21 protein-coding genes and 1 other annotated feature are annotated in these 21,768 nt (G+C 31.9%); all 21 genes read right to left on the bottom strand.

The window, feature by feature from the left end; all coding sequences use genetic code 11:
* Positions 1-46: 46 nt before the first annotated feature.
* The 21 genes from RSA29_RS09985 to RSA29_RS09885 all read right to left on the bottom strand — a co-directional run bounded on the left by RSA29_RS09985 (position 47) and on the right by RSA29_RS09885 (position 21,747).
* Entirely contained in the window at positions 47-1,042 is a 996-nt protein-coding gene (locus RSA29_RS09985; RefSeq protein ID WP_346943060.1) for a type IV pilus twitching motility protein PilT, read from the bottom strand.
* Between the two features lie 233 nt (positions 1,043-1,275).
* The gene (sigK, locus tag RSA29_RS09980) at positions 1,276-1,968 is read right to left on the bottom strand and encodes an RNA polymerase sporulation sigma factor SigK (protein ID WP_346931756.1); all 693 of its coding nucleotides are present in this window, start codon (positions 1,966-1,968) and stop codon (positions 1,276-1,278) included.
* Positions 1,969-2,098: 130 nt separating this feature from the next.
* Positions 2,099-3,736, bottom strand: coding sequence for a penicillin-binding transpeptidase domain-containing protein (locus tag RSA29_RS09975; RefSeq protein WP_346943061.1), 1,638 nt, complete (start codon positions 3,734-3,736; stop codon positions 2,099-2,101).
* 96 nt (positions 3,737-3,832) lie between these two features.
* The gene (gene udk / locus RSA29_RS09970; protein ID WP_346943062.1) at positions 3,833-4,453 is read right to left on the bottom strand and encodes a uridine kinase; all 621 of its coding nucleotides are present in this window, start codon (positions 4,451-4,453) and stop codon (positions 3,833-3,835) included.
* Positions 4,453-5,679 carry a U32 family peptidase gene (locus RSA29_RS09965; protein WP_346943063.1) on the bottom strand — a complete coding sequence of 409 codons (1,227 nt, stop codon included), beginning with the start codon at positions 5,677-5,679 and terminating at the stop codon, positions 4,453-4,455. The genes udk and RSA29_RS09965 overlap by 1 nt, the downstream gene beginning before the upstream one ends.
* Entirely contained in the window at positions 5,630-6,328 is a 699-nt protein-coding gene (locus RSA29_RS09960) for an O-methyltransferase (protein WP_346931752.1), read from the bottom strand. The genes RSA29_RS09965 and RSA29_RS09960 overlap by 50 nt, the downstream gene beginning before the upstream one ends.
* Positions 6,329-6,493: 165 nt before the next feature.
* The gene (gene mltG, locus RSA29_RS09955) at positions 6,494-7,477 is read right to left on the bottom strand and encodes an endolytic transglycosylase MltG (RefSeq protein ID WP_346943064.1); all 984 of its coding nucleotides are present in this window, start codon (positions 7,475-7,477) and stop codon (positions 6,494-6,496) included.
* 28 nt (positions 7,478-7,505) lie between these two features.
* Entirely contained in the window at positions 7,506-9,329 is a 1,824-nt protein-coding gene (gene typA / locus RSA29_RS09950; protein WP_346931750.1) for a translational GTPase TypA, read from the bottom strand.
* A 309-nt stretch (positions 9,330-9,638) separates the two neighbouring features.
* Positions 9,639-11,306 carry a ribonuclease J gene (locus RSA29_RS09945; protein ID WP_346931749.1) on the bottom strand — a complete coding sequence of 556 codons (1,668 nt, stop codon included), beginning with the start codon at positions 11,304-11,306 and terminating at the stop codon, positions 9,639-9,641.
* 174 nt (positions 11,307-11,480) lie between these two features.
* Positions 11,481-11,924 (bottom strand): Fur family transcriptional regulator, encoded by a 444-nt coding sequence (locus RSA29_RS09940; RefSeq protein ID WP_346931748.1) that lies wholly within the window; start codon positions 11,922-11,924, stop codon positions 11,481-11,483.
* 37 nt (positions 11,925-11,961) lie between these two features.
* Positions 11,962-12,222 carry a DUF1292 domain-containing protein gene (locus tag RSA29_RS09935; RefSeq protein WP_346931747.1) on the bottom strand — a complete coding sequence of 87 codons (261 nt, stop codon included), beginning with the start codon at positions 12,220-12,222 and terminating at the stop codon, positions 11,962-11,964.
* Positions 12,223-12,335: 113 nt separating this feature from the next.
* Positions 12,336-12,749 (bottom strand): Holliday junction resolvase RuvX, encoded by a 414-nt coding sequence (ruvX, locus tag RSA29_RS09930; RefSeq protein ID WP_346931746.1) that lies wholly within the window; start codon positions 12,747-12,749, stop codon positions 12,336-12,338.
* Between the two features lie 247 nt (positions 12,750-12,996).
* The gene (locus RSA29_RS09925) at positions 12,997-13,248 is read right to left on the bottom strand and encodes an IreB family regulatory phosphoprotein (protein ID WP_346931745.1); all 252 of its coding nucleotides are present in this window, start codon (positions 13,246-13,248) and stop codon (positions 12,997-12,999) included.
* A gap of 62 nt (positions 13,249-13,310) precedes the next feature.
* Positions 13,311-15,956 (bottom strand): alanine--tRNA ligase, encoded by a 2,646-nt coding sequence (alaS, locus tag RSA29_RS09920; RefSeq protein ID WP_346943065.1) that lies wholly within the window; start codon positions 15,954-15,956, stop codon positions 13,311-13,313.
* Between the two features lie 106 nt (positions 15,957-16,062).
* Positions 16,063-16,231, bottom strand: a binding site (T-box leader).
* A gap of 55 nt (positions 16,232-16,286) precedes the next feature.
* Positions 16,287-17,321 carry an AI-2E family transporter gene (locus RSA29_RS09915; protein ID WP_346944409.1) on the bottom strand — a complete coding sequence of 345 codons (1,035 nt, stop codon included), beginning with the start codon at positions 17,319-17,321 and terminating at the stop codon, positions 16,287-16,289.
* Entirely contained in the window at positions 17,308-17,826 is a 519-nt protein-coding gene (locus tag RSA29_RS09910; RefSeq protein ID WP_346943066.1) for a PRC-barrel domain-containing protein, read from the bottom strand. Before RSA29_RS09910 ends, RSA29_RS09915 begins: the two co-directional genes overlap by 14 nt.
* 153 nt (positions 17,827-17,979) lie before the next feature.
* Positions 17,980-18,387 (bottom strand): Fe-S cluster assembly scaffold protein NifU, encoded by a 408-nt coding sequence (gene nifU / locus RSA29_RS09905; protein WP_346943067.1) that lies wholly within the window; start codon positions 18,385-18,387, stop codon positions 17,980-17,982.
* A gap of 134 nt (positions 18,388-18,521) precedes the next feature.
* Positions 18,522-19,601, bottom strand: coding sequence for a tRNA 2-thiouridine(34) synthase MnmA (mnmA, locus tag RSA29_RS09900; protein ID WP_346943068.1), 1,080 nt, complete (start codon positions 19,599-19,601; stop codon positions 18,522-18,524).
* A 12-nt stretch (positions 19,602-19,613) separates the two neighbouring features.
* On the bottom strand, positions 19,614-20,045 hold the full coding sequence (gene nifU, locus RSA29_RS09895) for a Fe-S cluster assembly scaffold protein NifU (RefSeq protein ID WP_346931739.1): 432 nt from the start codon (positions 20,043-20,045) through the stop codon (positions 19,614-19,616).
* 69 nt (positions 20,046-20,114) lie between these two features.
* Entirely contained in the window at positions 20,115-21,314 is a 1,200-nt protein-coding gene (gene nifS / locus RSA29_RS09890; RefSeq protein ID WP_346943069.1) for a cysteine desulfurase NifS, read from the bottom strand.
* Entirely contained in the window at positions 21,307-21,747 is a 441-nt protein-coding gene (locus tag RSA29_RS09885) for an Rrf2 family transcriptional regulator (protein WP_346943070.1), read from the bottom strand. Before RSA29_RS09885 ends, nifS begins: the two co-directional genes overlap by 8 nt.
* Between the last annotated feature and the right edge of the window lie 21 nt (positions 21,748-21,768).

Raw genomic sequence — 21,768 nt, 5'->3', positions numbered from 1 at the left:
TCAAACCCCACTATAATCGGTTATTTTTCAACTTTATTTCATTCCATTATTCATTGTTTTCTATCAAATTGCTAATTTTATTAATAGCCATATCCATAGTTTGCATTCCATACTTTGCCGAAGTCTCCATGGTTGAAGGAATCTGATGTATCTTCCCTTCTCTTATAAGATTTTGAACTGCTGGAGTATTTACCATAATTTCAAGTGCAGCCATTCTGCCACTACCATCTGATTTTTTAAACAGTCTTTGGCATACAATTCCCTTTAATACTGTTGATAATTGATTTCTAACCCTTAACTGCTGTTCAGCTGGGAAATAATTAATTATTCTATCTATAGTTTTATATGCACTTATAGTGTGTAATGTAGACACTACTAAATGCCCTGTTTCCGCTGCTAATAAAACCGCTGACATAGTCTCTAAGTCCCTTATCTCTCCTACCAATATTACATCTGGGTCTTCCCTTAGTATTGATCTTAATCCACTATCATAACTTTTAGTATCTATTTCTATCTCCCTCTGATTAATAATTGATTTTTTATGTCTATGTACATATTCAATAGGATCTTCTAGTGTTATAATATGCTTTTTTTTATTTATATTTATTTCATTTATCATGGCAGCCATTGTAGTACTCTTCCCACTTCCAGTCGGCCCCGTTATAAGTATTAATCCATCTTTTTTATTTGTAAATTCTTTTATAATATGAGGATGTTTTAACTCATCTAATGTAGGTATATCATATGGAACAACTCTAATTGCAATTGTATCAAACCCACGCTCTTTATATAAATTAACTCTATATCTGCCTGCACCTTCTAAACTGTATAATTTGTCATACTCACCTATTTCTAAGTACTTTAAATACTCTTCTTGAAGAATTTCTTTACTGTATTCTTCCATTACTTCTCTTGATAAAACTTCTTCATTTACACTTATCAACTCACCATTCACCCTCTGAACAGCCGGTATACCAACAGACAAATGCAAATCTGATCCACCTTTTTCTGATACGAACATTAAAAGCTCCTTCAATTTCATTTATATTTCCCCTTTTTACATTTTTTATCTCATTATCTCTATTATACAATAATTTAACAACTTATTAATCAATAGTAAACATTTATTTAAAAATAATAAAATTTAAAAGGGCCTATAAATTAATTTATGAAGTTACCCACTAATTAATTTACTTACCCTTAATATTATATGCTGTATTCATTTTAATCCTCTTTGTGTTCATCATACATGAAACTTTTTTTCTAATGATTTTTTCACCAATTTAACTCTTTAAATAATTTTTTTAATGCTCGTTTCTCTATTCTAGATACATAGGACCTGGAAATGCCAAGTGTTATCGCTATCTCTCTCTGTGTTCTAGCCTTCCCATCAAGAAGACCGTACCTCATCTCTATTATGTTTTTTTCTCTTTCTTGTAGTGCAGTTTCTAATACAAGATAAAGCTTTCTAACCTGAATCTTGCTCTCAACAACTTCTAAGATGGAATCCTTATCACTGCTTAATATATCCATAAGTGATATTTCATTTCCCTCTTTATCCAACCCTATTGGATCCTGCAAATAAATTTCACTCTTTGTCTTTTTATTATTTCGAATAAGCATAAGAATTTCATTTTCTATACATCTAGCAGCATAAGTTGCAAGTTTCGTCCCCTTCTCCATATCAAATGAATCTATAGCCTTAATTAATCCAACAGTGCCTATAGATATTAAATCATCCACTTCCTTGCCTGGAAATGAGTATTTTTTCACTATATGAGCTACTAATCTTAAGTTTCGCTCTACAAGAACTCTTTTAGCCTCAGGATCACCAGCTTCCAGCTTTTGTAAACATTCTCTTTCTTCTATCTCAGTCAATGGTTTTTGAAATGAATTGTTACCCGAAACATACCCTGTTAGTAAGGCATATTCGCCAATTATATTTAATAACCAACTCAAGCAAAACATTTATGCTCCCCCTAATACTGCTTATTAATATACTATGTTCGCAAATGTAAAAACGTGCATGTATTAAAATATTTATTTCCTATACTCTTATTACACCTTTTACAATATTGGTTCTATTATATTAACTCTTTTATTTGAGATAGCCATAATCAACTAAATTTTCTGCTATATTTTTAAATACTGAGCATGCAACCTTGCTAGTTGGCATTTTATTTTCACTTTGAGGTATGAAAACAACCATAGAATAATACTTATTATTATAATTAAAGAACCCTGTAAACCATACATCTGAACAAGCTTTTCCATTATCGGGATATTCAGTTGTACCTGTTTTCCCTCCTACTTCTAAGTTTTCTATCTTGGCATTGATTCCAGTCCCTAACTCATCATTAACTACTCCAATCATTCCTGCCTTAATTATTTTTGCTGTATTTTCGCTAAATACTACCCTTGATTCAGATTCATACTTCTTTACAACTTCATTTTTACTATTTATAATTTCTTTTAAAATTTTAGGCTTTACATATACACCGTTATTTACAACTGTATTCGGAATAGCTAACATAGCTAGCGGTGTTGATCTAACCGTTTGACCTATAGAAGTGTTGCTTATAAGCTCTTCATTCTTTTCCATTTTATACTTATCAATACGTCCACGGTTCTCATCTTGTAACCCTAAAACCGCATCAAATATCCCTTGGTTATTTGCAGCTTCATAAATATTATCTAATCCAATTATCTCTCCCACTTGCCCAAATGTTTTATTAGATGATGCTATATAAGCTTCTTGCAAATTATATATATCACGCTTTTCTATGCTTGCAGGAAATTCATCACAATCTTTTATATCAAATTTTTTATCTTGGCTTATTAACCTTTTTTCCATAGCTACTTCATAAAGTATAGTTTTAACTGTTGATCCAATTAAATAACCATAATCATTTGATACCCCAATATTTACATTGGATAATTTATCATCCTTCTGTGCCATAGCTAATATGTTTCCTGTTTTGCTTTCCATTAACACAGCACCAATTTGATTATATTCCTCATAATCCTTTCCCTTTAAAATTTCTTGTACCTTATCTTGGATTTTATAATCCAATGTCGTTACCACCGAATTATTTCCTTCGTCTTCTATCAAACTTTCCGAAATTATATTACCGCTTACATCTTTTTCAAACCTTATTTTGTCTTGCTTATTGTCCTTAACAAATTCATATATTTCTCTTTCCAACGTCCCCTCATCCTTTAGTTTAGAATTATCCTTATATGTAAATGGTGTAGCTAATACATTTTTAATATTCCAATCCATACTCTTGTCATATTCTTTATATTCATAAACATAAATCCCTCTTACATCGTTTATTTCCTTTAATTTTTCATAGCCTTCCTCATCAATTTCATATATATGATTACCCTTATCCATCTCATATTGAAGTAAATATATATCATAATCCTTATTATAACTCCTTAGTATATATGAAATATTTTTCATTGGTATGAACGCCTTCTCTTCATTTAAAGTAAAATATGTTACTGGATCTACTACAACATTATATTTAATTTTGTAATCAAATAATTCCTCATTATCTCTATCCAGCAACTGAAATTTCAAATTATTTGTATATTCCTGATAGTAATACTGTTGATTAGCTGATACTTCAAGGCTAGGTCCCTCCGCCAATTGTACATATCTTAACCTTACTATTAGTAAGGCAAATACCATAGTCATTACTGTAGCTATTATGTAATTCCGTTTTCTCATTTTTTTCTCATTACTTATAAATAACAATAGAAAAACACCTCTCTTTAGTACAATTTTTGACTAAAAAGAAGTGTTTCATACAAAATTATATGATTATTACTTTGCTAAAATTTGTTGTATATTACCTTTTATTACTTCAATAGCTACCTTATTATGCCCACCTTCTGGTATAATAATGTCTGCATATTTCTTGGTATTTTCAGTAAATTGCTCATGCATCTGCTTAACGACCGTTAGATATTGATTTATAACTGAATCCACAGTTCTTCCTCTTTCTTTTATATCTCTAAGCATTCTTCTAATAAATCTAACATCTGCATCTGTATCTACATAGATTTTAATATCTAGCATATCTCTAAGAGATTCATCCTCTAGTACAAGAATTCCCTCTACGATTATTATTTCTCTTGGCTCTACAGTTATCGTTTCTACCCTTCTATTATGAAGTTCAAAATCATACTGTGGTTTTTCAATGGTTTTACCATCAATTAAATCTTTTAAATTATTAACTAGTAGCTCCGTATCAAACGCATGAGGATGGTCATAATTTGTCTTCACTCTATTTTCCATTGTTAATTTGCTTTGATCCTTATAATAACAGTCCTGCTCTATCATTGCTATACAATTTTTATCGAAACTTTTGCATATTTCCTTGGCAATAGTACTCTTACCTGAACCAGTACCACCCGTTATACCTATTATGACTGGACGTTTCATTAAACTTCCTCCTTAGCCTTAATTATAATATCATTCTCTTCTAAATCTACATCTACTACAGCAGTATAAATCATTTTAGAACTAGGTGCACAATCAATTTTATTTCCCTTTTCATCATGCAAATTATTCAGTACAATTTCTACATTAGAGCCAACTGGTCTTAAAACTTCCACAGTTGCCCCTTCTACTACTTTATTTCTATGTTCAATAGTGACAATCTTATTGACCTTATCATAAGCTTTAACCATCCCTACGATGTCATAATTCCTGATATAGGCTGAGGAGTCTTGCACCTGTTTATTTTCTTCATTTAAATAAAATCCAGTATAATACTCTCTGTGACTTGGTTTGTTTAAATCTTCTAACCACTTTGGATTAAATTTGTAATCCTCAGGTGACTTCATATATTCATCTATCGCTTCTCTATAAGCTTTAACTACACTTGCAACATAATAAGTACTCTTCATTCTACCTTCAATTTTAAATGATAATGCTCCTGTTTTCATAAGTTCTGGAATATGTTCTATCATACACAAATCCTTAGAATTCATTATGTAACTTCCTCTATCATCCTCTATTACTGGATAATATTCACCTTCACGCTTTTCCTCTACTAAACTATACTTATATCTACATGGTTGAGCACAGGACCCTCTATTAGCATCCCTACCTACCATATAGTTTGATATAACACATCTTCCTGAATAAGCCATACACATAGAACCATGAACGAATATCTCAACATCCATTGTTTCAGGAATTTTATCTTGTACCATTGTTACTTCTTCTAATGATAATTCTCTCGCTAAAACAACTCTCTTGACACCCATCTTGTGCCAGAATTCACATGTCTTCCAGTTTACAGTGTTAGCTTGAGTACTAAGATGTATTTCTAAGTCTGGAACCGTCTCTTTAGATATCATTATTATTCCTGGATCTGATACTATAATTGCATCAACACCCGCTTCATAAAGTTCTCTAAGATAGTCCTCAAGCCCTTCCAAATCCTCATTGTGTGGAAATACATTTAATGTTACATAAACCTTTTTATCTCTAGAATGAGCAAATTCTATTCCTTCTAGTAATTGTTCATTACTAAAATTATCTGCAAATGCTCTAAGATTTAATTTACTTCCGCCTAAGTACACAGCATCAGCACCAAAGTTTATAGCTGCTTTAAGCTTTTCCAGATTCCCTGCTGGTGCCAGTAGTTCCGGTGTTTTCATCTTTGTTCCTCCTAACTGTTAGTGCTATTCCATCTCCCATAGGTAATACCGTTGTAAGTAAGTTTTCATCCTGTGAGACTGTTTCCATATAGTTCTTCATTCTTTTAACTATAGTTATTTTTCTTCTTATCATTAAATCTTTACAAGCAACCATTCCTCTAAACAATACGTTATCAGCTATAATCATACCGTCTTCTGCAAGCATTCTTATACAATGAGGTAAAAAATGGCTATAATGCCCTTTTCCTGCATCCATAAAAATCATATCATACTCATCATTTAAAATTTCAAGAATATCCATACAATCACCTTTTATTATAGATATGCTATCGCTTAAACCCGCTGCTTCTATATTTTTAGTTGCAATTTCTACCATATTTTCATCTCTTTCAATAGTAGTTATGCTAACATTATTTCCTGATGCTAAAGCCATTAATATGGAGGAATATCCTATCGCTGTCCCAAGTTCTAATATCTTCTTAGGTTTTTTAACATTAACCATAAATTCAATCAATCTAGCAGTTTCTTTCTGAACTATTGGTACTCCATTTTTTTCTGCATAATCTTCTAATTCTTTTATTATACCTGTTGACTCACCTATGAGGTCTCTTAGATATTTTTCCATATAATCGTATGTAATACCGCTCATATTTGCCTCCATTTAATCATTAAATAATTTCATAATATAAAGTTATAAGCCCAAAACTATTGAGCTTATAACTTCACTATTTAATATCCATAAGTTTTATATTTTACTAGCTACAGCATAGCAACTATAAAATGATTTTAAGTCCTTTTACATTTCATACAAAACTTAATATCCTAATTCTTTTTGTTTATTCAAAAAATCCACATCATTATCTGTAAAATAATGATTATCTGTACCTTTTATTAAAACATAAAATAAGTAATTAGTATCCTCCGGATTAACTGCTGCTGACATTGAAGCTAATCCTGGACTACATATTGGTCCTACCGGTAATCCAGCATTTTTATAAGTGTTATAAGGTGATTCAATTTCTAGGTGTTTATATAGCACAGTATCAACGTGTTCTCCCAATGCATAAATCACCGTAGCATCAATCTGCAACTTCATTTCTTTTTCAAGTCTATTATATATTACAGATGAGACCGTACTTCTCTCAGTGTCAACTCTTGTTTCACCTTCTATAATAGATGCTATAGTTGCAATCTTATAAATATCTTCATCCTTACTTATAACACTACTTATTTTCTTATAAAAAGCATTGTTCATAGTTTTTATTACTTCCTTAGGTTTAACTCCCTTTATAAAGGAATATGTGTCAGGAAATAAGAATCCTTCTAAGTCATATCTTCTATTGTCTGACACAGGAATATATTTAGGAATAGGATACTCCTGAATAGCACTTATAAATTCATCCTTAGTGAACAATCCTTTTTCTTCAAATAATACTGCCATTGAATCTATATCAAAACCTTCTGGAATAGTTACTATTACATTATCTTCATTACTACCCGTTTCTAATCTTGATACTATTTCTTCTATAGTTGCCGTCCCTGGTACAGTAAATGTTCCAGGAACTAAATCAGCAGAAATATTTTTAACTTTTATAGAAATTCTCGTTAATAATTTATTTTTTAGTACCCCTTGGCTGTCAAGTGTATTCAATACATTGTAAAGTGAATCCCCCTCATTTACAACTACAGTTACGTCCTCTCCCTTTAGTGGAGACTTCGTTGCATAACCATAATAAAACCCGCTAGATATTACTATCATCGCTATAATTATTACAATTATACCTATAACTTTTTTCATATTGCACCCCCATGATACCTTGAATTATTTATTTTTTTAATGTAGATCTTTTTCTAAGATTTGCATCTAAGATTTTCTTTCTGATTCTTATAGTCTTAGGTGTAACCTCTACAAGTTCATCTGACGCTATAAATTCTATGCATTGCTCTAATGACATTGGAGCTACTGGTATTAATTTTAACGCATCATCCGCTCCTGAAGATCTAGTGTTTGAAAGATGTTTTTTCTTACATACATTTACTTCAATATCACCACTTCTAGCACACTCTCCACAAACCATACCTGCATAAACTGGCATTCCTGGTGCTATGAATAATTTTCCTCTTTCCTGAGCATTGAATAGTCCGTATCCTATAGATTCACCAGCTTCAAATACTACTAGAGAGCCTCTACTTCTTTCAACTATATCTCCCCTGTATTTTTCATAACCATCTAGAACATGGTTCATTATACCATTTCCTCTAGTTTCAGTCATGAATTCATTTCTCAGTCCTATTAATCCTCTTGATGGTACTCTAAATTCAAGTCTTGTGTATCCATTAACTGCACTAGTCATGTTAGTCATCTCTGCTTTTCTAGGTCCCATTTTTTCCATAACAACTCCCATGTACTCTTCTGGCACGTCCATTGTTAAGTTTTCGATTGGCTCTAAAAGCTCTCCATTTTCATGTTTATATATAACAGATGGCTTAGACACTTGGAATTCATATCCCTCTCTTCTCATAGTTTCTATAAGAATAGAAAGATGAAGTTCTCCTCTTCCACTAACTTTGAAAGAATCAGCTGAATCAGTTTCTTCAACTCTTAAACTTACATTAGTTTCAAGTTCTTTCATCAGTCTGTCTCTTAAGTGTCTTGATGTAACAAAATCTCCTTCTAACCCAGCAAAAGGTGAGTTGTTAACTATGAAGTTCATATTAAGAGTTGGCTCATCAATTTCTACAAATGGTAGCGCCTCTGGATTTGAAGAATCTGCTATAGTTTCACCTATATTTATACCTGCTATTCCTGATATAGCTATAATATCACCTAATTTTGCTTCTTCTACTTCAACTCTTGCTAATCCATCGTAAGTATACACATTTGATATTTTTACATTTTTTACAGTTCCATCTTTAGCTATTTGAGCTACAGATTGGTTTTTCTTAATAGTTCCTCTTTCAATCTTACCTATACCAATTTTACCTACATACTCATTGTAGTCGATTGAAGTTACAAGCATTTGTAATGGTTCTTCTATGTAACCTTTTGGTGGATGTACTGTATCAATTACGGCTTCAAATAATGGAACCATATCTACAGCTTCATCTTCTAATTGTGCTGTTGCAACACCATTTCTAGCTGATGCATATATAACTTTGAAATCTAGTTGCTCATCATTAGCACCTAACTCTACAAATAAGTCAAATATTTCATCGATAACCGCTTCTGGTCTTGCATCTTTTCTATCTATTTTATTTATAACTACCATTGGCTCTAATCCTAGCTCTAACGCTTTTTTTAGAACAAACTTAGTTTGAGGCATAGCACCTTCGTAAGCATCTACTACAAGCAGAACACAGTCAACCATCTTAAGTACACGTTCAACCTCTCCACCGAAGTCAGCGTGTCCTGGTGTATCTATAATGTTTATTTTAACTCCATTATACATAACAGCAGTATTTTTAGAAAGTATAGTTATTCCTCTTTCTCTCTCTAAATCATTTGAGTCCATAACTCTTTCTTGCATAACTTCATTTTCTCTAAAAACCTTACTTTGTTTTAAAAGTGCATCCACCAAAGTTGTTTTACCGTGGTCAACGTGTGCTATAATAGCAATATTTCTAATATCTTCTCTTGTATATAAATTCATATTTTTCCTCCAAAACATTTATTTTACTTAATTAATTCCAAAATAAAATTGGATACTTGAGTATCCAATCAAAATCAACTATTTCAATTCTAATATTATGTTGATGAAAAGTCAATGTTATTAAAACATTATTAAATCCCAACATAGAATAGATTTCCCATTAATTCTTATTTTTTGAATACCATAATGTATTATCCTGAGACTATACTCATTAATTCTTAATTTAACAATTATATATTAAGTTGTATCCCCCTGATAATAAATTATTGGTTTTAGATATTTTCATACCATCTAAAACCAATAATTCTTCTAAACTTCCATGATTATTGGTAATATCATCGGTCGTCTCTTAGTCTTTTCATATAGATAAACTCTAAGAGATTCTCTAATGTTAGCTTTTATACTAGGCCACTCTGTAATATGCTTTTCTTCACATTCTGCAAGCGCTTTTTTCACAACTTCTCTAGCTCTATCCATCAAATCCTCTGATTCTCTTACATAAACAAATCCTCTTGATATTATATCTGGACCTGCAACAACTGTACCCGTACCTTTACCCATTGTAACTACAACAGTTAAAATACCATCTTGAGATAAATGTTTTCTATCTCTAAGTACGATATTTCCAACATCTCCAACCCCAAGTCCATCTACGAATATCTGGCCTGAAATTACAGTCCCCGCTTTTCTTATCGATGTTCTACTCACTTCAATAATATCACCATTATCTCCTAAGTAAACATTTTTTTCAGGAAGACCTAGCTTAACTGCTAACTCGCCATGTTGTTTTAAATGTCTATACTCTCCATGTACTGGTATAAAAAATCTTGGTTTAACCAATGTATGCATAAGTTTTAACTCTTCTTGGCAAGCATGACCCGATACATGAACTTCAGCTAAAGATTCATATATTACATCTGCACCTTTTTTAAATAGCTGATTTACAACCTTTGAAACCAGTTTCTCATTTCCCGGTATAGGTGTTGCAGATAATATAACTAAATCACCCTTTTGTATATTAACCTTCTTATGCTCCGATGCAGCCATTCTTGAAAGAGCTGCCATTGGCTCACCTTGGCTTCCAGTTGTTATCATAACTATTTCATTGTCTGGATATTTATTAATAGAATCTATGCTTATAAGCGCATCCTCTTCTATTGTAACGTACCCAAGATCTATAGCTATAGCTATTATATTTTCCATACTTCTACCTGAAAGTGCAACTTTTCTACCGTACTTTCTTGCAGCTGTTATAATTTGTTGAACTCGGTGAATATTAGATGCAAAACTGGCAACAATTACTCTTCCCTTTGCACCATGAAATATTCTTTCAAAGCTTTCACCAACTCTACTTTCAGACATAGTATACCCAGGTCTTTCAACGTTTGTACTATCTGCAAGCAGTACCGTTACACCTCTTTTACCAAGTTCGGCAAATCTTGCTAAATCTGCAACCTCACCATCAATAGGTGTAAAATCAATTTTGAAATCTCCAGTATGAAGCACCACACCTAATGGTGTGTGCACTGCAATTGCTACAGAGTCTGCAATACTATGATTCGTTTTAATAAATTCTACCGATACGTTGTTAAGCTTCATAATATCTTTTGCTTTAACTTCGTTTAGCTCAACTACTCCTAATAATGCATGTTCTCTTAATTTACTTGCAACAATTCCCAGTGTAAGTTTAGTACCGTATATTGGAACATTAATCTGCTTTAAAACATAAGGTAATGCTCCTATATGATCTTCATGAGCATGAGTTAAATATATACCTCTTACTCTATCCACATTTTTAACAAGATAAGTTACATCCGGTATAACTACATCAATTCCAAGCATCTCATCATCCGGGAATTTCAGTCCACAGTCAATGACAACTATATCATTTTTATATTCTATAGCTGTTAAATTTTTTCCTATCTCGTTCAATCCACCAAGTGGAATTATCTTGATTTTTTCTTTCTCTTTTTTCAAAATTCTACCCTCCTTTTCCGTTTTGAATTTAGTTCTACCTTTTGCATTAAATATCAATATCTCAGATAGAAACTTCAACTATTGCTATACATTAAGTTCTTTCCATTAATCTTCATGATTAACTAGTTTTTAACCCTTAATTATAGACTTTTTATATAACATTTCTACAATGTATTACTGCAGAAAACAATTATCACAAATTCCATAAAATTTCAAACTATGGTTTTTTATCTTGAAATTATATTTCTTTTCAATCCCTAACTCTAACTCCTCTAAAAGATCACCTTCAACTTCAATGACTTCCCCACAATTTTCACAAATCAAGTGATGATGTTGGTGGTTTTCATCCTCATTACAAAGTTCATATCTACTACACCCATCATCTAAGTCAAGCTTATATACTACACCCATCTCTTCTAATAGCTGAACCGTTCTATACACCGTCGCAAGTCCAATTTCCGGGCAATTAACCTTCACCAAGTCGTATATTTCTTCCGTTGTAAGGTGGCTACCTTCATTTTTAATAATTTCATCTAGTATTGATCTTCTTTGAGGTGTCAATTTATAACCCTTTTCCTTCAATGTACATTTCAAATTTTCAATTTTTTCATGAGACATAAATTAACTCAACTCCTCTCATCCTAGGTAAATATTATTATATAATTCCTTCTTCCATTAAAGTTTCGAAAGTTTCATTAACTAAATTAAATTCTTCCTCATCCTCTACTGTTGCAAAATATTCTTCACCATCTTCTCCCTTAACAACTTTCAATGCTATCGCATCATCATCATCACTATCGATTGGTGCTACTATGAAGTATTCTGTACCTTCACCTACAAACTTTGCTACAACTTCAAATTCAACATCATTTCCCTCTTCATCTGTTAACGTGATATTTTCTAAAAATTCTTCCATAATTTCCTCCTATAATACCTTTATTTTTATATTTTAATATTTTATAATATTTAAGTTTTTATGCACATAATTTCCATTATAATCTTAATTCATTTAAGTGGTAATTACCAAATTTATTTACATAGGCTATCAAGATACCCCTGCAAAATATATGTAGCAGCAATTTTATCAACTAATCCTTTTCTTTTTTTCCTGGACATATCAGCCTCTAACATCGCCATATGCGCTGCCCTTGTAGTAAGTCTCTCATCCCAAAACTTAATTTCAACACTTACATATTCACCTAAAACCGCACAAAATCTTTGAACCTTTTCAGCTTGTTCTCCAATTGTTCCATTCATATTTTTAGGTAACCCTAAAATTATAGTTTCCACTTGATATTCATCACATATTTTAACAACTTCATTCATATCATATTCTTCTTTTTTACGTCTAATTGTAGTTATTCCTTGGGCTGTAAATCCTAATGGATCACTTATCGCAACTCCTATAGTTCTATCCCCCACATCTAATCCTAATATTCTCATACTTTTCTCCTTATGTGTATTATAGAACTAGCTTGTTTTCTGTCCTTCAGCCTCTAATCTACCTTCTCAAATAACCTACTATTCTATTTTCTATATTTACCACCAAACAAAAACATATATCTAAATAAATTCTAGATACACAATAGTTGTCGATTTGTATCATTTTATATTAATCAAATTATTTTTACATCATATATTAACATCTATTATGTGTAATTTTAAAATAAAAATGCCTATTAAGGCATTTCTATTTTATATCTAGATAAGATTTTAAAACTTCCTCTAATATCTCGTCTCTCTCTAGTTTACTCACTAATGCCCTTGCTCCATTATAGTTAGTTATATAGGTAGGGTCACCAGATATAAGATATCCTACTAGCTGGTTTACTGGATTATAGCCCTTCTCTATCAGAGCATCGTATACATCAGTCAATATAACTTTAGTCATATTTTTCTTATCCTTCATCACATCAAACTGTACTGTATGTTGCTTATCCATTATATCACCTTCTCAACCTTACTTTATTTAATATTATAACATTAACCAAAGCAAAAAGTATACTATTTTACTAAACTTTCTACTATTTGGCTTACCCTTAAAATAGCTTCTTCTAATTTCTCTGGTAGTTTTCCACCTGCTTGAGCCATATCTGGTCTTCCACCACCACCTCCTCCAGTTATAGTTGCTACCTCTTTAACAATCTTACCTGCATGTGCACCTTTAGCTACTGCTTCCTTACTAGCCATTACCACAAACTGCACCTTTCCAGCTACTTTACTTCCAAGAACTACTATACTATCTGAAACCTTATCCTTTAATTTATCACAAAGATTTCTAAGTGCATCTCCCTCAATATCATTTAATGATGCTGCAATTACATTAATTCCTTTAATGTTTATTACTTTTTCAAGAAGTTCATCCTCTATTCCACTTGTAAGCTTTTCTTTCAATCCTTGAATTTCCTTCTCCTTCTCTTTAATTGAGATGATCAAACTGTTTAACTTATTTAACAATTCCTTCTCACCACATTTTAGAGCACTTGACATTTCCTTTATCAACTCTTCTTTTTCACTAACATACTTTTCAGCCTTCACTCCTGTTACTGCTTCAATTCTTCTTACGCCAGCTGCCACTCCAGTCTCACTAAGAATTTTAAATAACCCTATTTCACCTGAGTTCTTAACATGATTTCCACCACAAAGTTCTTTACTATAATCCCCAACAGATACAACTCTTACATCTTCTTTATACTTATCATCAAATAGAGCTATAGCACCCTTTTCCTTTGCTTCCTCAATGGTCATAACATCTGTATTAACATTATAAACTTTAAGAATCTCATTGTTTAAACTTTCCTCTACTACTTTAAGTTGTTCTTGTGTCAATGCAGAAAAATGTGTGAAGTCAAACCTTAATCTTTCACTATCAACATAAGACCCTGCTTGATTTACGTGATCACCTAGAACTTCTTTTAAAGCCTCATGTAACATATGAGTTGCAGTATGATTTTTACATATGTTATTTCTCACACTACCTTCTACTTCTAATGATATTTCGTCATTAATTCTAAGTTCACCATGGGTAATCTCTACAAAATGAAGAATATTTCCTCTTATACTCTTCTTACAATCATAAATTTCACCTTTACAATCTGAGGTTTGTATTATTCCAACATCACCAACTTGACCTCCCATTTCTGCATAGAAAGGTGTTTTGTCAGTTACAATTACACATTTTTGTCCCATTGAAACCATATCTGCAAATTTATCCTCACACACTATACTTAGTACTTTCGCTTCACATTTAGTAGTTTCATAACCTAAGAATTCAGTAGTTATCTCCATAGGAATACTATTTAAAGCACCCTCATCACTACCCATATAGTTTGAAGATCCCCTTGCTGCTCTTGCAGTATTTCTTTGATTCTCCATTTCTTTATTGAATCCATCGAAATCAATATCCATCCCCTTCTCTTCAAGGATTTCTTTAGTAAGTTCCACCGGGAACCCAAAGGTATCATAAAGCTTAAATGATTTTTCTCCACTCAAAGTGTTTTCTTTATTCTCTTTCAATTCTTCAATATAACCCTTTAATATATCCATTCCTTGATCTATAGTTTCTGCAAATCTTTCTTCTTCAAGTCCTATAACTTTTTTAATATAATCTTTCTTTTCGCTCAATTCACCATATGCACTTTTTGAGCTTTCAATAACCATATCACACAATTTATTTAGAAAAGTTCCTTGAACTCCTAAAATTCTTCCATGCCTTGCTGCTCTTCTTAAAAGTCTTCTTAGAACATAACCTCTACCTTCATTTGAAGGTAAAATTCCATCACCAATCATAAATGTAACACTTCTAACATGGTCAGTTATTATTCTTATTGACACATCTAAATCCTTATCATTTCCATAAGTTGTTCCTGACACAGTGCAAACTTTATCTAAAACTTGTTTAATCGTATCTACCTCAAAAATGTTATCAACACCTTGCATTATAGTTGAAATTCTCTCAAGTCCCATTCCTGTATCTATATTAGGACTTGATAACTTTTCATATCCACCTTTGCCATCTCCATCAAATTGAGTAAACACCAAATTCCAAAACTCTATTATTCTATCTTCGTCACTAGCTTTTAAAAATTCTTCTACACTTTCTATTTGTGGTAATTGTGATTGCCTGTCATAATGAATCTCTGTACAAGGACCACATGGACCAGCACCATGTTCCCAGAAATTATCTTCTTTTCCCAATCTAAAAATTCTACTTGAATCTACGTCTGTTTTCTTAGTCCATATATCAAAAGCTTCATCATCTTCAAGATAAATAGTTACATATAGGCTATCCTTAGATATTTTCAAAACCTCTGTTATATACTCCCAAGCCCACATTATAATTTCTTCTTTAAAATAATCCCCAAATGAGAAGTTACCTAACATCTCAAAAAAAGTACCGTGTCTTGATGTCTTTCCTACGTTTTCAATATCACCAGTTCTAATACACTTTTGACAAGTTGTAACTCTTTTACTCGGTGGGGTTTGAATTCCTGTGAAGTATGGCTTCAATGGCGCCATACCAGCATTTACCAGCAATAAGCTTTTATCATTTTTAGGCACCAACGAAAAACTATTAAGTCTTAAGTGTTCCTTTCCCTCAAAAAACCTCAAATAATTTTCCCTTATTTCATTTAAACCCATTTTTCCCATATATACTCCTCCTAATTATTTCTAATAACCTTAATTTTTATTCAATCTAATATTTTTTAATTTTATCTAAAAAAGTGTATAAAAAAAACTCCCCCCCTTTACAAAATAAAGGGACGAAGTTTATCCGCGTTACCACCCTAATTATACTAGTAACCTAGTATCTCTTAATTAACTATAGCTCTAAGACAGCTTCAATATATTTCACCAAAAGTTTGCACCAACCACTTTCTCTCTATAGGTTTCCTAAATCTACTAATCCTTATCATTGCTTAATATTCACTTATAAAATAGATTATATGTATGATTTTTATAAATGTCAATAATCATATACTAAAATAAATAATATTCTACTTCCCCAACCATAATTTTAATCATTACCCATACTGGTATTACAATAATCATACCCATTATACCACCAACACTACCACCAACTATAAGTAGCAGTAAAATTGTCACAGGATGAGAATCAACGGTCTCTCCTAAAATCTTTGGACATATTATATCGCCTTCTAGTTGCTGTATAACAAATAGCCAAAATATTACCATAACTGCTTTTTTTGTTGAAGTTAAAAGTGCTATAACAACTATTGGAATTGCACCAATTATAGGTCCAAAATATGGTATTATATTAAATATTGCATTGATAAATGATAAAATCAAAGCATATTTAACACCACTAATAGTCAATGCTATAAAAGTTAAAACCCCAATAATTCCACACAATTCAAATTGTGTTATTATATACCTCTCCATAACTTTATCCATATGCGCGAAAGCTCTTCTTATTGCATATTTATTGTTAAACGGAATATATTTCATAATTCCGTTAGATATATTTTCTCCATCGCTTAAAAAGAAATACACCAGAGTTGGAACTATAAATAATAGAATTACATTTTCTGCCATTGAAATCATTTCAGATATAAGTCCTGTGGCAATATCTGTCATTGTAATCTTGAATTTTTCATAACTATTATAAATCACTTCTTGAATGAAAGGGCTTTCAACTATATATTGAACATCCTTTGTAATACTATCGTAATACTGCTTTACATTTGCGATGACCTCTTTAAAGTTAGAACTTTCACTATATACCCATGGTACCAAAACAGCTGTAAGTACACCAACAAACCCTAAAATAACCAAAATAACTATCAACGCACTTAGTTTTTTGTTAATGCCCCTCTGAGTAAAGAACTTATGAAAAGGTCGTATACTATATGAAATTATAAAAGACACAATAATAACCCCAATAAGTTGCTTGAAAATTGGAAATTTCCACAAAAGAAATATCATCAAACCTACGCTTATTGTTATAATTAATATTTTATATATAATGTCAGATTTCCAATTAAACTTTCTCATAATATACATCCTTATCATTGTTTTTTCTACTCTCAACCGATGAAATACATTCCAATTTTATGTTGCTATTTTCTCCATTATAAAATACGTACTCCTCACCGATAATCAAATCCTTCTTTAAAAAAATCAATCTATTCTTAAACATACCGAGTATATTATAATCTCTTACTGCTAATCCCTTTATTTCAAAACTTTTTTCGCAAAATATAATTTCATTAACAAGTCCTAATATATTAGAATGCTTATCTACTACATGCATATTAATAATTGTTGAAAACTCTAACTGCCTATCTCTTGTTATATTATTTATTACCAGTTGAGATTTGTGATATATTATATTCTCCTTTGGAACATTAAAATCCTTACCCAGCAATTTATATGGATTAATTTTAAATCCAACAACCATCCCTTTATTAAAATCAATTAATATATCCTTTATATATCCAATTTTTTTACCTGCAATATTGATAACATCCATATAAATATAATCCCTACTTTTAGCCACAAAAATAAACCCCCTTTATAGGAATAGATATTTAAATCCTTGCCTTCTTAAAGAGAGTTTATACCTAAGTAAAATTTTAATATCCAATTAAATCATTAAAAATTTCTAACCAAACAATTATAACCATAAATCAGCTTTGCTACCTAATATCTACTAGTCTTGCTTCCCATATTCATCCTGCCACTTTTCAAGCCCCATGGATTCTCTATAATTATTCACAGCTCTATGAATTGTTTCCTCTGCCAATACAGAACAATGTATTTTGGACTGTGGCAATCCATCTAAAGCTTCTACAACTGATTTATTCGTAATATTCCAAGCCTCTTCAATGGTCTTGCCAATAATAAGCTCTGTAGCAATACTCGATGACGCTATTGCAGATCCACAACCAAAGGTCATAAATTTAGCATTTTTCACTATGTCATCCTCTATCACCAAGTAAATCCTCATAACATCTCCACACTTTACATCTCCGCATTCCCCTATACCGTTTGCATTGGGCAATATACCAACATTCCTCGGAGAATAAAAATGCTCCAACACTTTATCACTGTAATCCATCAAAATCCCTCCGTAAATACAATTAGGATATCTAGGTTCACCTAAATATCCCAATAAATATTTTCTTATAATTCAACACTGGTTCGTAATTTAATTATAATACTTCATTTCACCTTTTAATCATTATAGTTTTACTACTTTAAGATTGTATCAATGATTCCTCCACCAACAACCAAATCATCCTTATAACAAACTACAGATTGACCCTTAGTTATTGCACGTTGTGGGGTTTCAAATTCAATTTTAATATGGTTTTCATCTAATTGAGTAAGTTTTGCTGCAGAAGGTTTGGCTGAATATCTAACCTTAGCCATAACTTCCATCTCACCTTGAACTTTATCTACTGATATAAGATTTATATCAGTAGCAATCAATGTAGTCTTGAAGATTTCTTCTTCATCTCCTAGTACCACTTCATTTCGCTCTGGTATAATAGCTGTTACAAATCTAGGTTTTCCAAGGGCAATTCCAAGGCCTTTTCTTTGTCCTATTGTATAATAAACAATGCCTTTATGTTTTCCCAATATTTTTCCATCACTATCAACAAAGTTTCCTTGTGATACTTCTCTACCACTGTATTTGCTTATATAGTTTCCATGATCATTATCTGGTATGAAACAAATTTCTTGTGAATCCTTCTTTCTGAATACTTCAAGACCTATTTTTTCTGCAATTGCTCTTATTTCAGTCTTTGAATAATCTCCACAAGGCATCAGTGTATGCTTCAACTGATCTTGAGTTAAACTATATAGTGCATATGTTTGATCTTTTCTATCATCTTGGGCTCTCTTCAATCTATATCTACCATCTTCAAAATCAATGTTAGCATAGTGACCCGTTGCAATGTAATCAGCTCCAAGTCCTTGAACCTTCCTCAAAAACTCTTCAAACTTTATCTTTTTATTACACTCAATACATGGATTTGGAGTTCTTCCCTTAAAATATTCTTCTATAAAAGGTTCCACTACATATTCTTTAAATGGCTCCTTAAAATTCATAACATAAAAAGGTATATCAAGTTTATCTGCAACTCTTCTAGCATCATTTACAGCCGAAAGTGAACAGCATCCACCTTCATTTTCTGCATAGTCTGGATTATCCGGAGATAGCTTCATCATTATTCCTGTAACATCATATCCTTGTTCTTTTAAAAGATATGCAGCCACAGAACTATCTACTCCACCACTCATACCAATAACAACTTTTTTATTCATAAGTTATATCACCTATTCTTCGCCATGAACGTGATCGTGAATATCATCATGTTCTTCATAGTCCCAAACCGCTAAACCTTTTTTCTCTCTATAGTCATTAATAGCTTTGTGTATAGCTTCTTCTGCAAGAACTGAACAATGCATTTTTACTGGTGGAAGTCCATCCAAAGCTTCAGCTACTGCTTTATTCGTAAGTGTCCAAGCTTCATCTACACTTTTCCCTTTAATAAGTTCTGTTGCCATACTTGAAGAAGCTATTGCAGATCCGCATCCAAAAGTCTTAAACTTAGCATCTACAATCACATCATCCTCAACCTTTAAATAAACTCTCATTATATCTCCACATTTTGCATTTCCAACTTCACCGATACCACTTGCATCTTTTATTTCACCAACATTTCTTGGGTTTGTGAAATGATCCATTACTTTTTCGCTATATATCATGATTAATTTCCTCCTCTATTATAAAACTTATTTTATTTAAACTCATTATATTATTCTAAAACCATTTTCCTATTTGAAAAAGCTATCACACTTACCATTTACAAAACTATCATATAACGGCGACATGTCTCTAAGTCTTTGTACTATTGCTGGTACAGTTTCAATCACATAGTCAACTTCTTCCTCTGTTGTTTTAGCACCGATTGTAAGTCTTAAAGACCCATGAGCAACCTCATGTGGAAGACCTATAGATAATAAAACATGGGATGGATCAAGTGATCCTGATGTGCATGCACTTCCACTTGATGCACATATACCCTTAGCATCAAGCATTAAAAGTACTGACTCACCTTCAATAAACTCAAAACTAATATTTGAATTACCTGGAAGTCTTCTTTCACCTACTGGTCCATTTAATTTAGAATATGGTATACCATCAAGTAAACCTTTTATAAGTTTATCTCTTAAGTAAGTTGTTCTTGCTTTTTCTTCTACCAACGTATCCATAGCTAGTTCTATCGCCTTACCAAGTCCTACAATGCTGGCAACGTTCTCAGTTCCGCCTCTTCTATTTCTCTCTTGTGCACCGCCATGAACTAAGTTATGAATCTTTACTCCCTTTTTAACATATAATACTCCAACACCTTTAGGTCCATATATTTTATGTCCTGATAAAGATAATAAATCTATATTCATTTCTTTAACATCCATTTCTATATGTCCTACTGCTTGAACTGCATCAGTATGGAATAATACTTTATTTTCTCTGCAAATAGCACCTATTTCATTAACTGGCTGTATGGTTCCAATCTCATTATTTGCAGTCATTATTGTAACTAATGTAGTAGTTGCCTTTATAGCACTTTTTAACTCTTCTAAACTTATAACACCTTCTGCATCTACATCTAAGTAAGTTATCTCAAATCCGTTTTTTTCAAGATATTCACAAGTATGAAGTACTGCATGATGCTCTATTTTAGTTGTTATAATGTGATTTCCTTTGCTTTTATATGCATAAGCAATTCCTTTTATAGCCCAGTTATCCGCTTCCGATCCACCGCCTGTAAAATATACTTCGCTCGGATCTGCATTAATAGCCTTAGCCACTCTGTTTCTTGCTTTATCTATTGCTTTTTTAGTTTCCCTTGAAATTGAATATATAGAAGATGGATTTCCGTAAAACTCAGTAAAGTAAGGTAGCATTTCTTCTACTACTTCAGGTTTTGTATATGTTGTTGCTGCATAATCCATGTAAACTGTTTTATTCATTTGGGTTCACTCCTTTAAATTTCAATATATTTGTATAATCATCTACAATATCTTGTAGTGTTATTGATAATGTAACAGAATCTATGCTATTTTTGATCTTTCTCCATACAATCCTTGTTGCACAACAGTCAATATTATCACACGCATCATTATCTAGACACGTCGAAATTTCTATAGGCCCTTCCAGAACTTCTAATATCTCATATACTGTAATATCCTTTGGTGCTCTATAAAGTATATATCCACCGCTTGATCCCCTTATACTCTTAATCATATTAGCCTTTCTTAGAACTGAAAATAACTGTTCAAGGTAATACTCCGAAATATTTTGTCTTCCCGAAATGCTCTTTATAGATATCGGATCTTTACCATAATTCACCGCAAGATCTACCATAGCCTTAACGCCATATCTTCCCTTTGTTGATAATTTCATAAAAATCATTCCTTATTGTTG

This window comes from Clostridium sp., assembly GCF_036660475.1.
GTDB lineage: Bacteria > Bacillota > Clostridia > Clostridiales > Clostridiaceae > Clostridium_J.
Note: the sequence above shows the minus strand (reverse complement) of the source record. Positions and strands in the feature narration are given on the sequence as shown.

What these genes read in the sequence shown, in the direction of transcription:
- RSA29_RS09985 (WP_346943060.1), bottom strand. Translation starts at nt 1,042, where the DNA reads ATGAAATTGAAGGAGCTTTTAATGTTCGTATCAGAAAAAGGTGGATCA.
- sigK (WP_346931756.1), bottom strand. Translation starts at nt 1,968, where the DNA reads ATGTTTTGCTTGAGTTGGTTATTAAATATAATTGGCGAATATGCCTTA.
- RSA29_RS09975 (WP_346943061.1), bottom strand. Translation starts at nt 3,736, where the DNA reads ATGAGAAAACGGAATTACATAATAGCTACAGTAATGACTATGGTATTT.
- udk (WP_346943062.1), bottom strand. Translation starts at nt 4,453, where the DNA reads ATGAAACGTCCAGTCATAATAGGTATAACGGGTGGTACTGGTTCAGGT.
- RSA29_RS09965 (WP_346943063.1), bottom strand. Translation starts at nt 5,679, where the DNA reads ATGAAAACACCGGAACTACTGGCACCAGCAGGGAATCTGGAAAAGCTT.
- RSA29_RS09960 (WP_346931752.1), bottom strand. Translation starts at nt 6,328, where the DNA reads ATGAGCGGTATTACATACGATTATATGGAAAAATATCTAAGAGACCTC.
- mltG (WP_346943064.1), bottom strand. Translation starts at nt 7,477, where the DNA reads ATGAAAAAAGTTATAGGTATAATTGTAATAATTATAGCGATGATAGTA.
- typA (WP_346931750.1), bottom strand. Translation starts at nt 9,329, where the DNA reads ATGAATTTATATACAAGAGAAGATATTAGAAATATTGCTATTATAGCA.
- RSA29_RS09940 (WP_346931748.1), bottom strand. Translation starts at nt 11,924, where the DNA reads ATGTCTCATGAAAAAATTGAAAATTTGAAATGTACATTGAAGGAAAAG.
- RSA29_RS09935 (WP_346931747.1), bottom strand. Translation starts at nt 12,222, where the DNA reads ATGGAAGAATTTTTAGAAAATATCACGTTAACAGATGAAGAGGGAAAT.
- ruvX (WP_346931746.1), bottom strand. Translation starts at nt 12,749, where the DNA reads ATGAGAATATTAGGATTAGATGTGGGGGATAGAACTATAGGAGTTGCG.
- RSA29_RS09925 (WP_346931745.1), bottom strand. Translation starts at nt 13,248, where the DNA reads ATGGATAAGCAACATACAGTACAGTTTGATGTGATGAAGGATAAGAAA.
- alaS (WP_346943065.1), bottom strand. Translation starts at nt 15,956, where the DNA reads ATGGGAAAAATGGGTTTAAATGAAATAAGGGAAAATTATTTGAGGTTT.
- RSA29_RS09915 (WP_346944409.1), bottom strand. Translation starts at nt 17,321, where the DNA reads ATGAGAAAGTTTAATTGGAAATCTGACATTATATATAAAATATTAATT.
- nifU (WP_346943067.1), bottom strand. Translation starts at nt 18,387, where the DNA reads ATGGATTACAGTGATAAAGTGTTGGAGCATTTTTATTCTCCGAGGAAT.
- mnmA (WP_346943068.1), bottom strand. Translation starts at nt 19,601, where the DNA reads ATGAATAAAAAAGTTGTTATTGGTATGAGTGGTGGAGTAGATAGTTCT.
- nifU (WP_346931739.1), bottom strand. Translation starts at nt 20,045, where the DNA reads ATGATATATAGCGAAAAAGTAATGGATCATTTCACAAACCCAAGAAAT.
- nifS (WP_346943069.1), bottom strand. Translation starts at nt 21,314, where the DNA reads ATGAATAAAACAGTTTACATGGATTATGCAGCAACAACATATACAAAA.
- RSA29_RS09885 (WP_346943070.1), bottom strand. Translation starts at nt 21,747, where the DNA reads ATGAAATTATCAACAAAGGGAAGATATGGCGTTAAGGCTATGGTAGAT.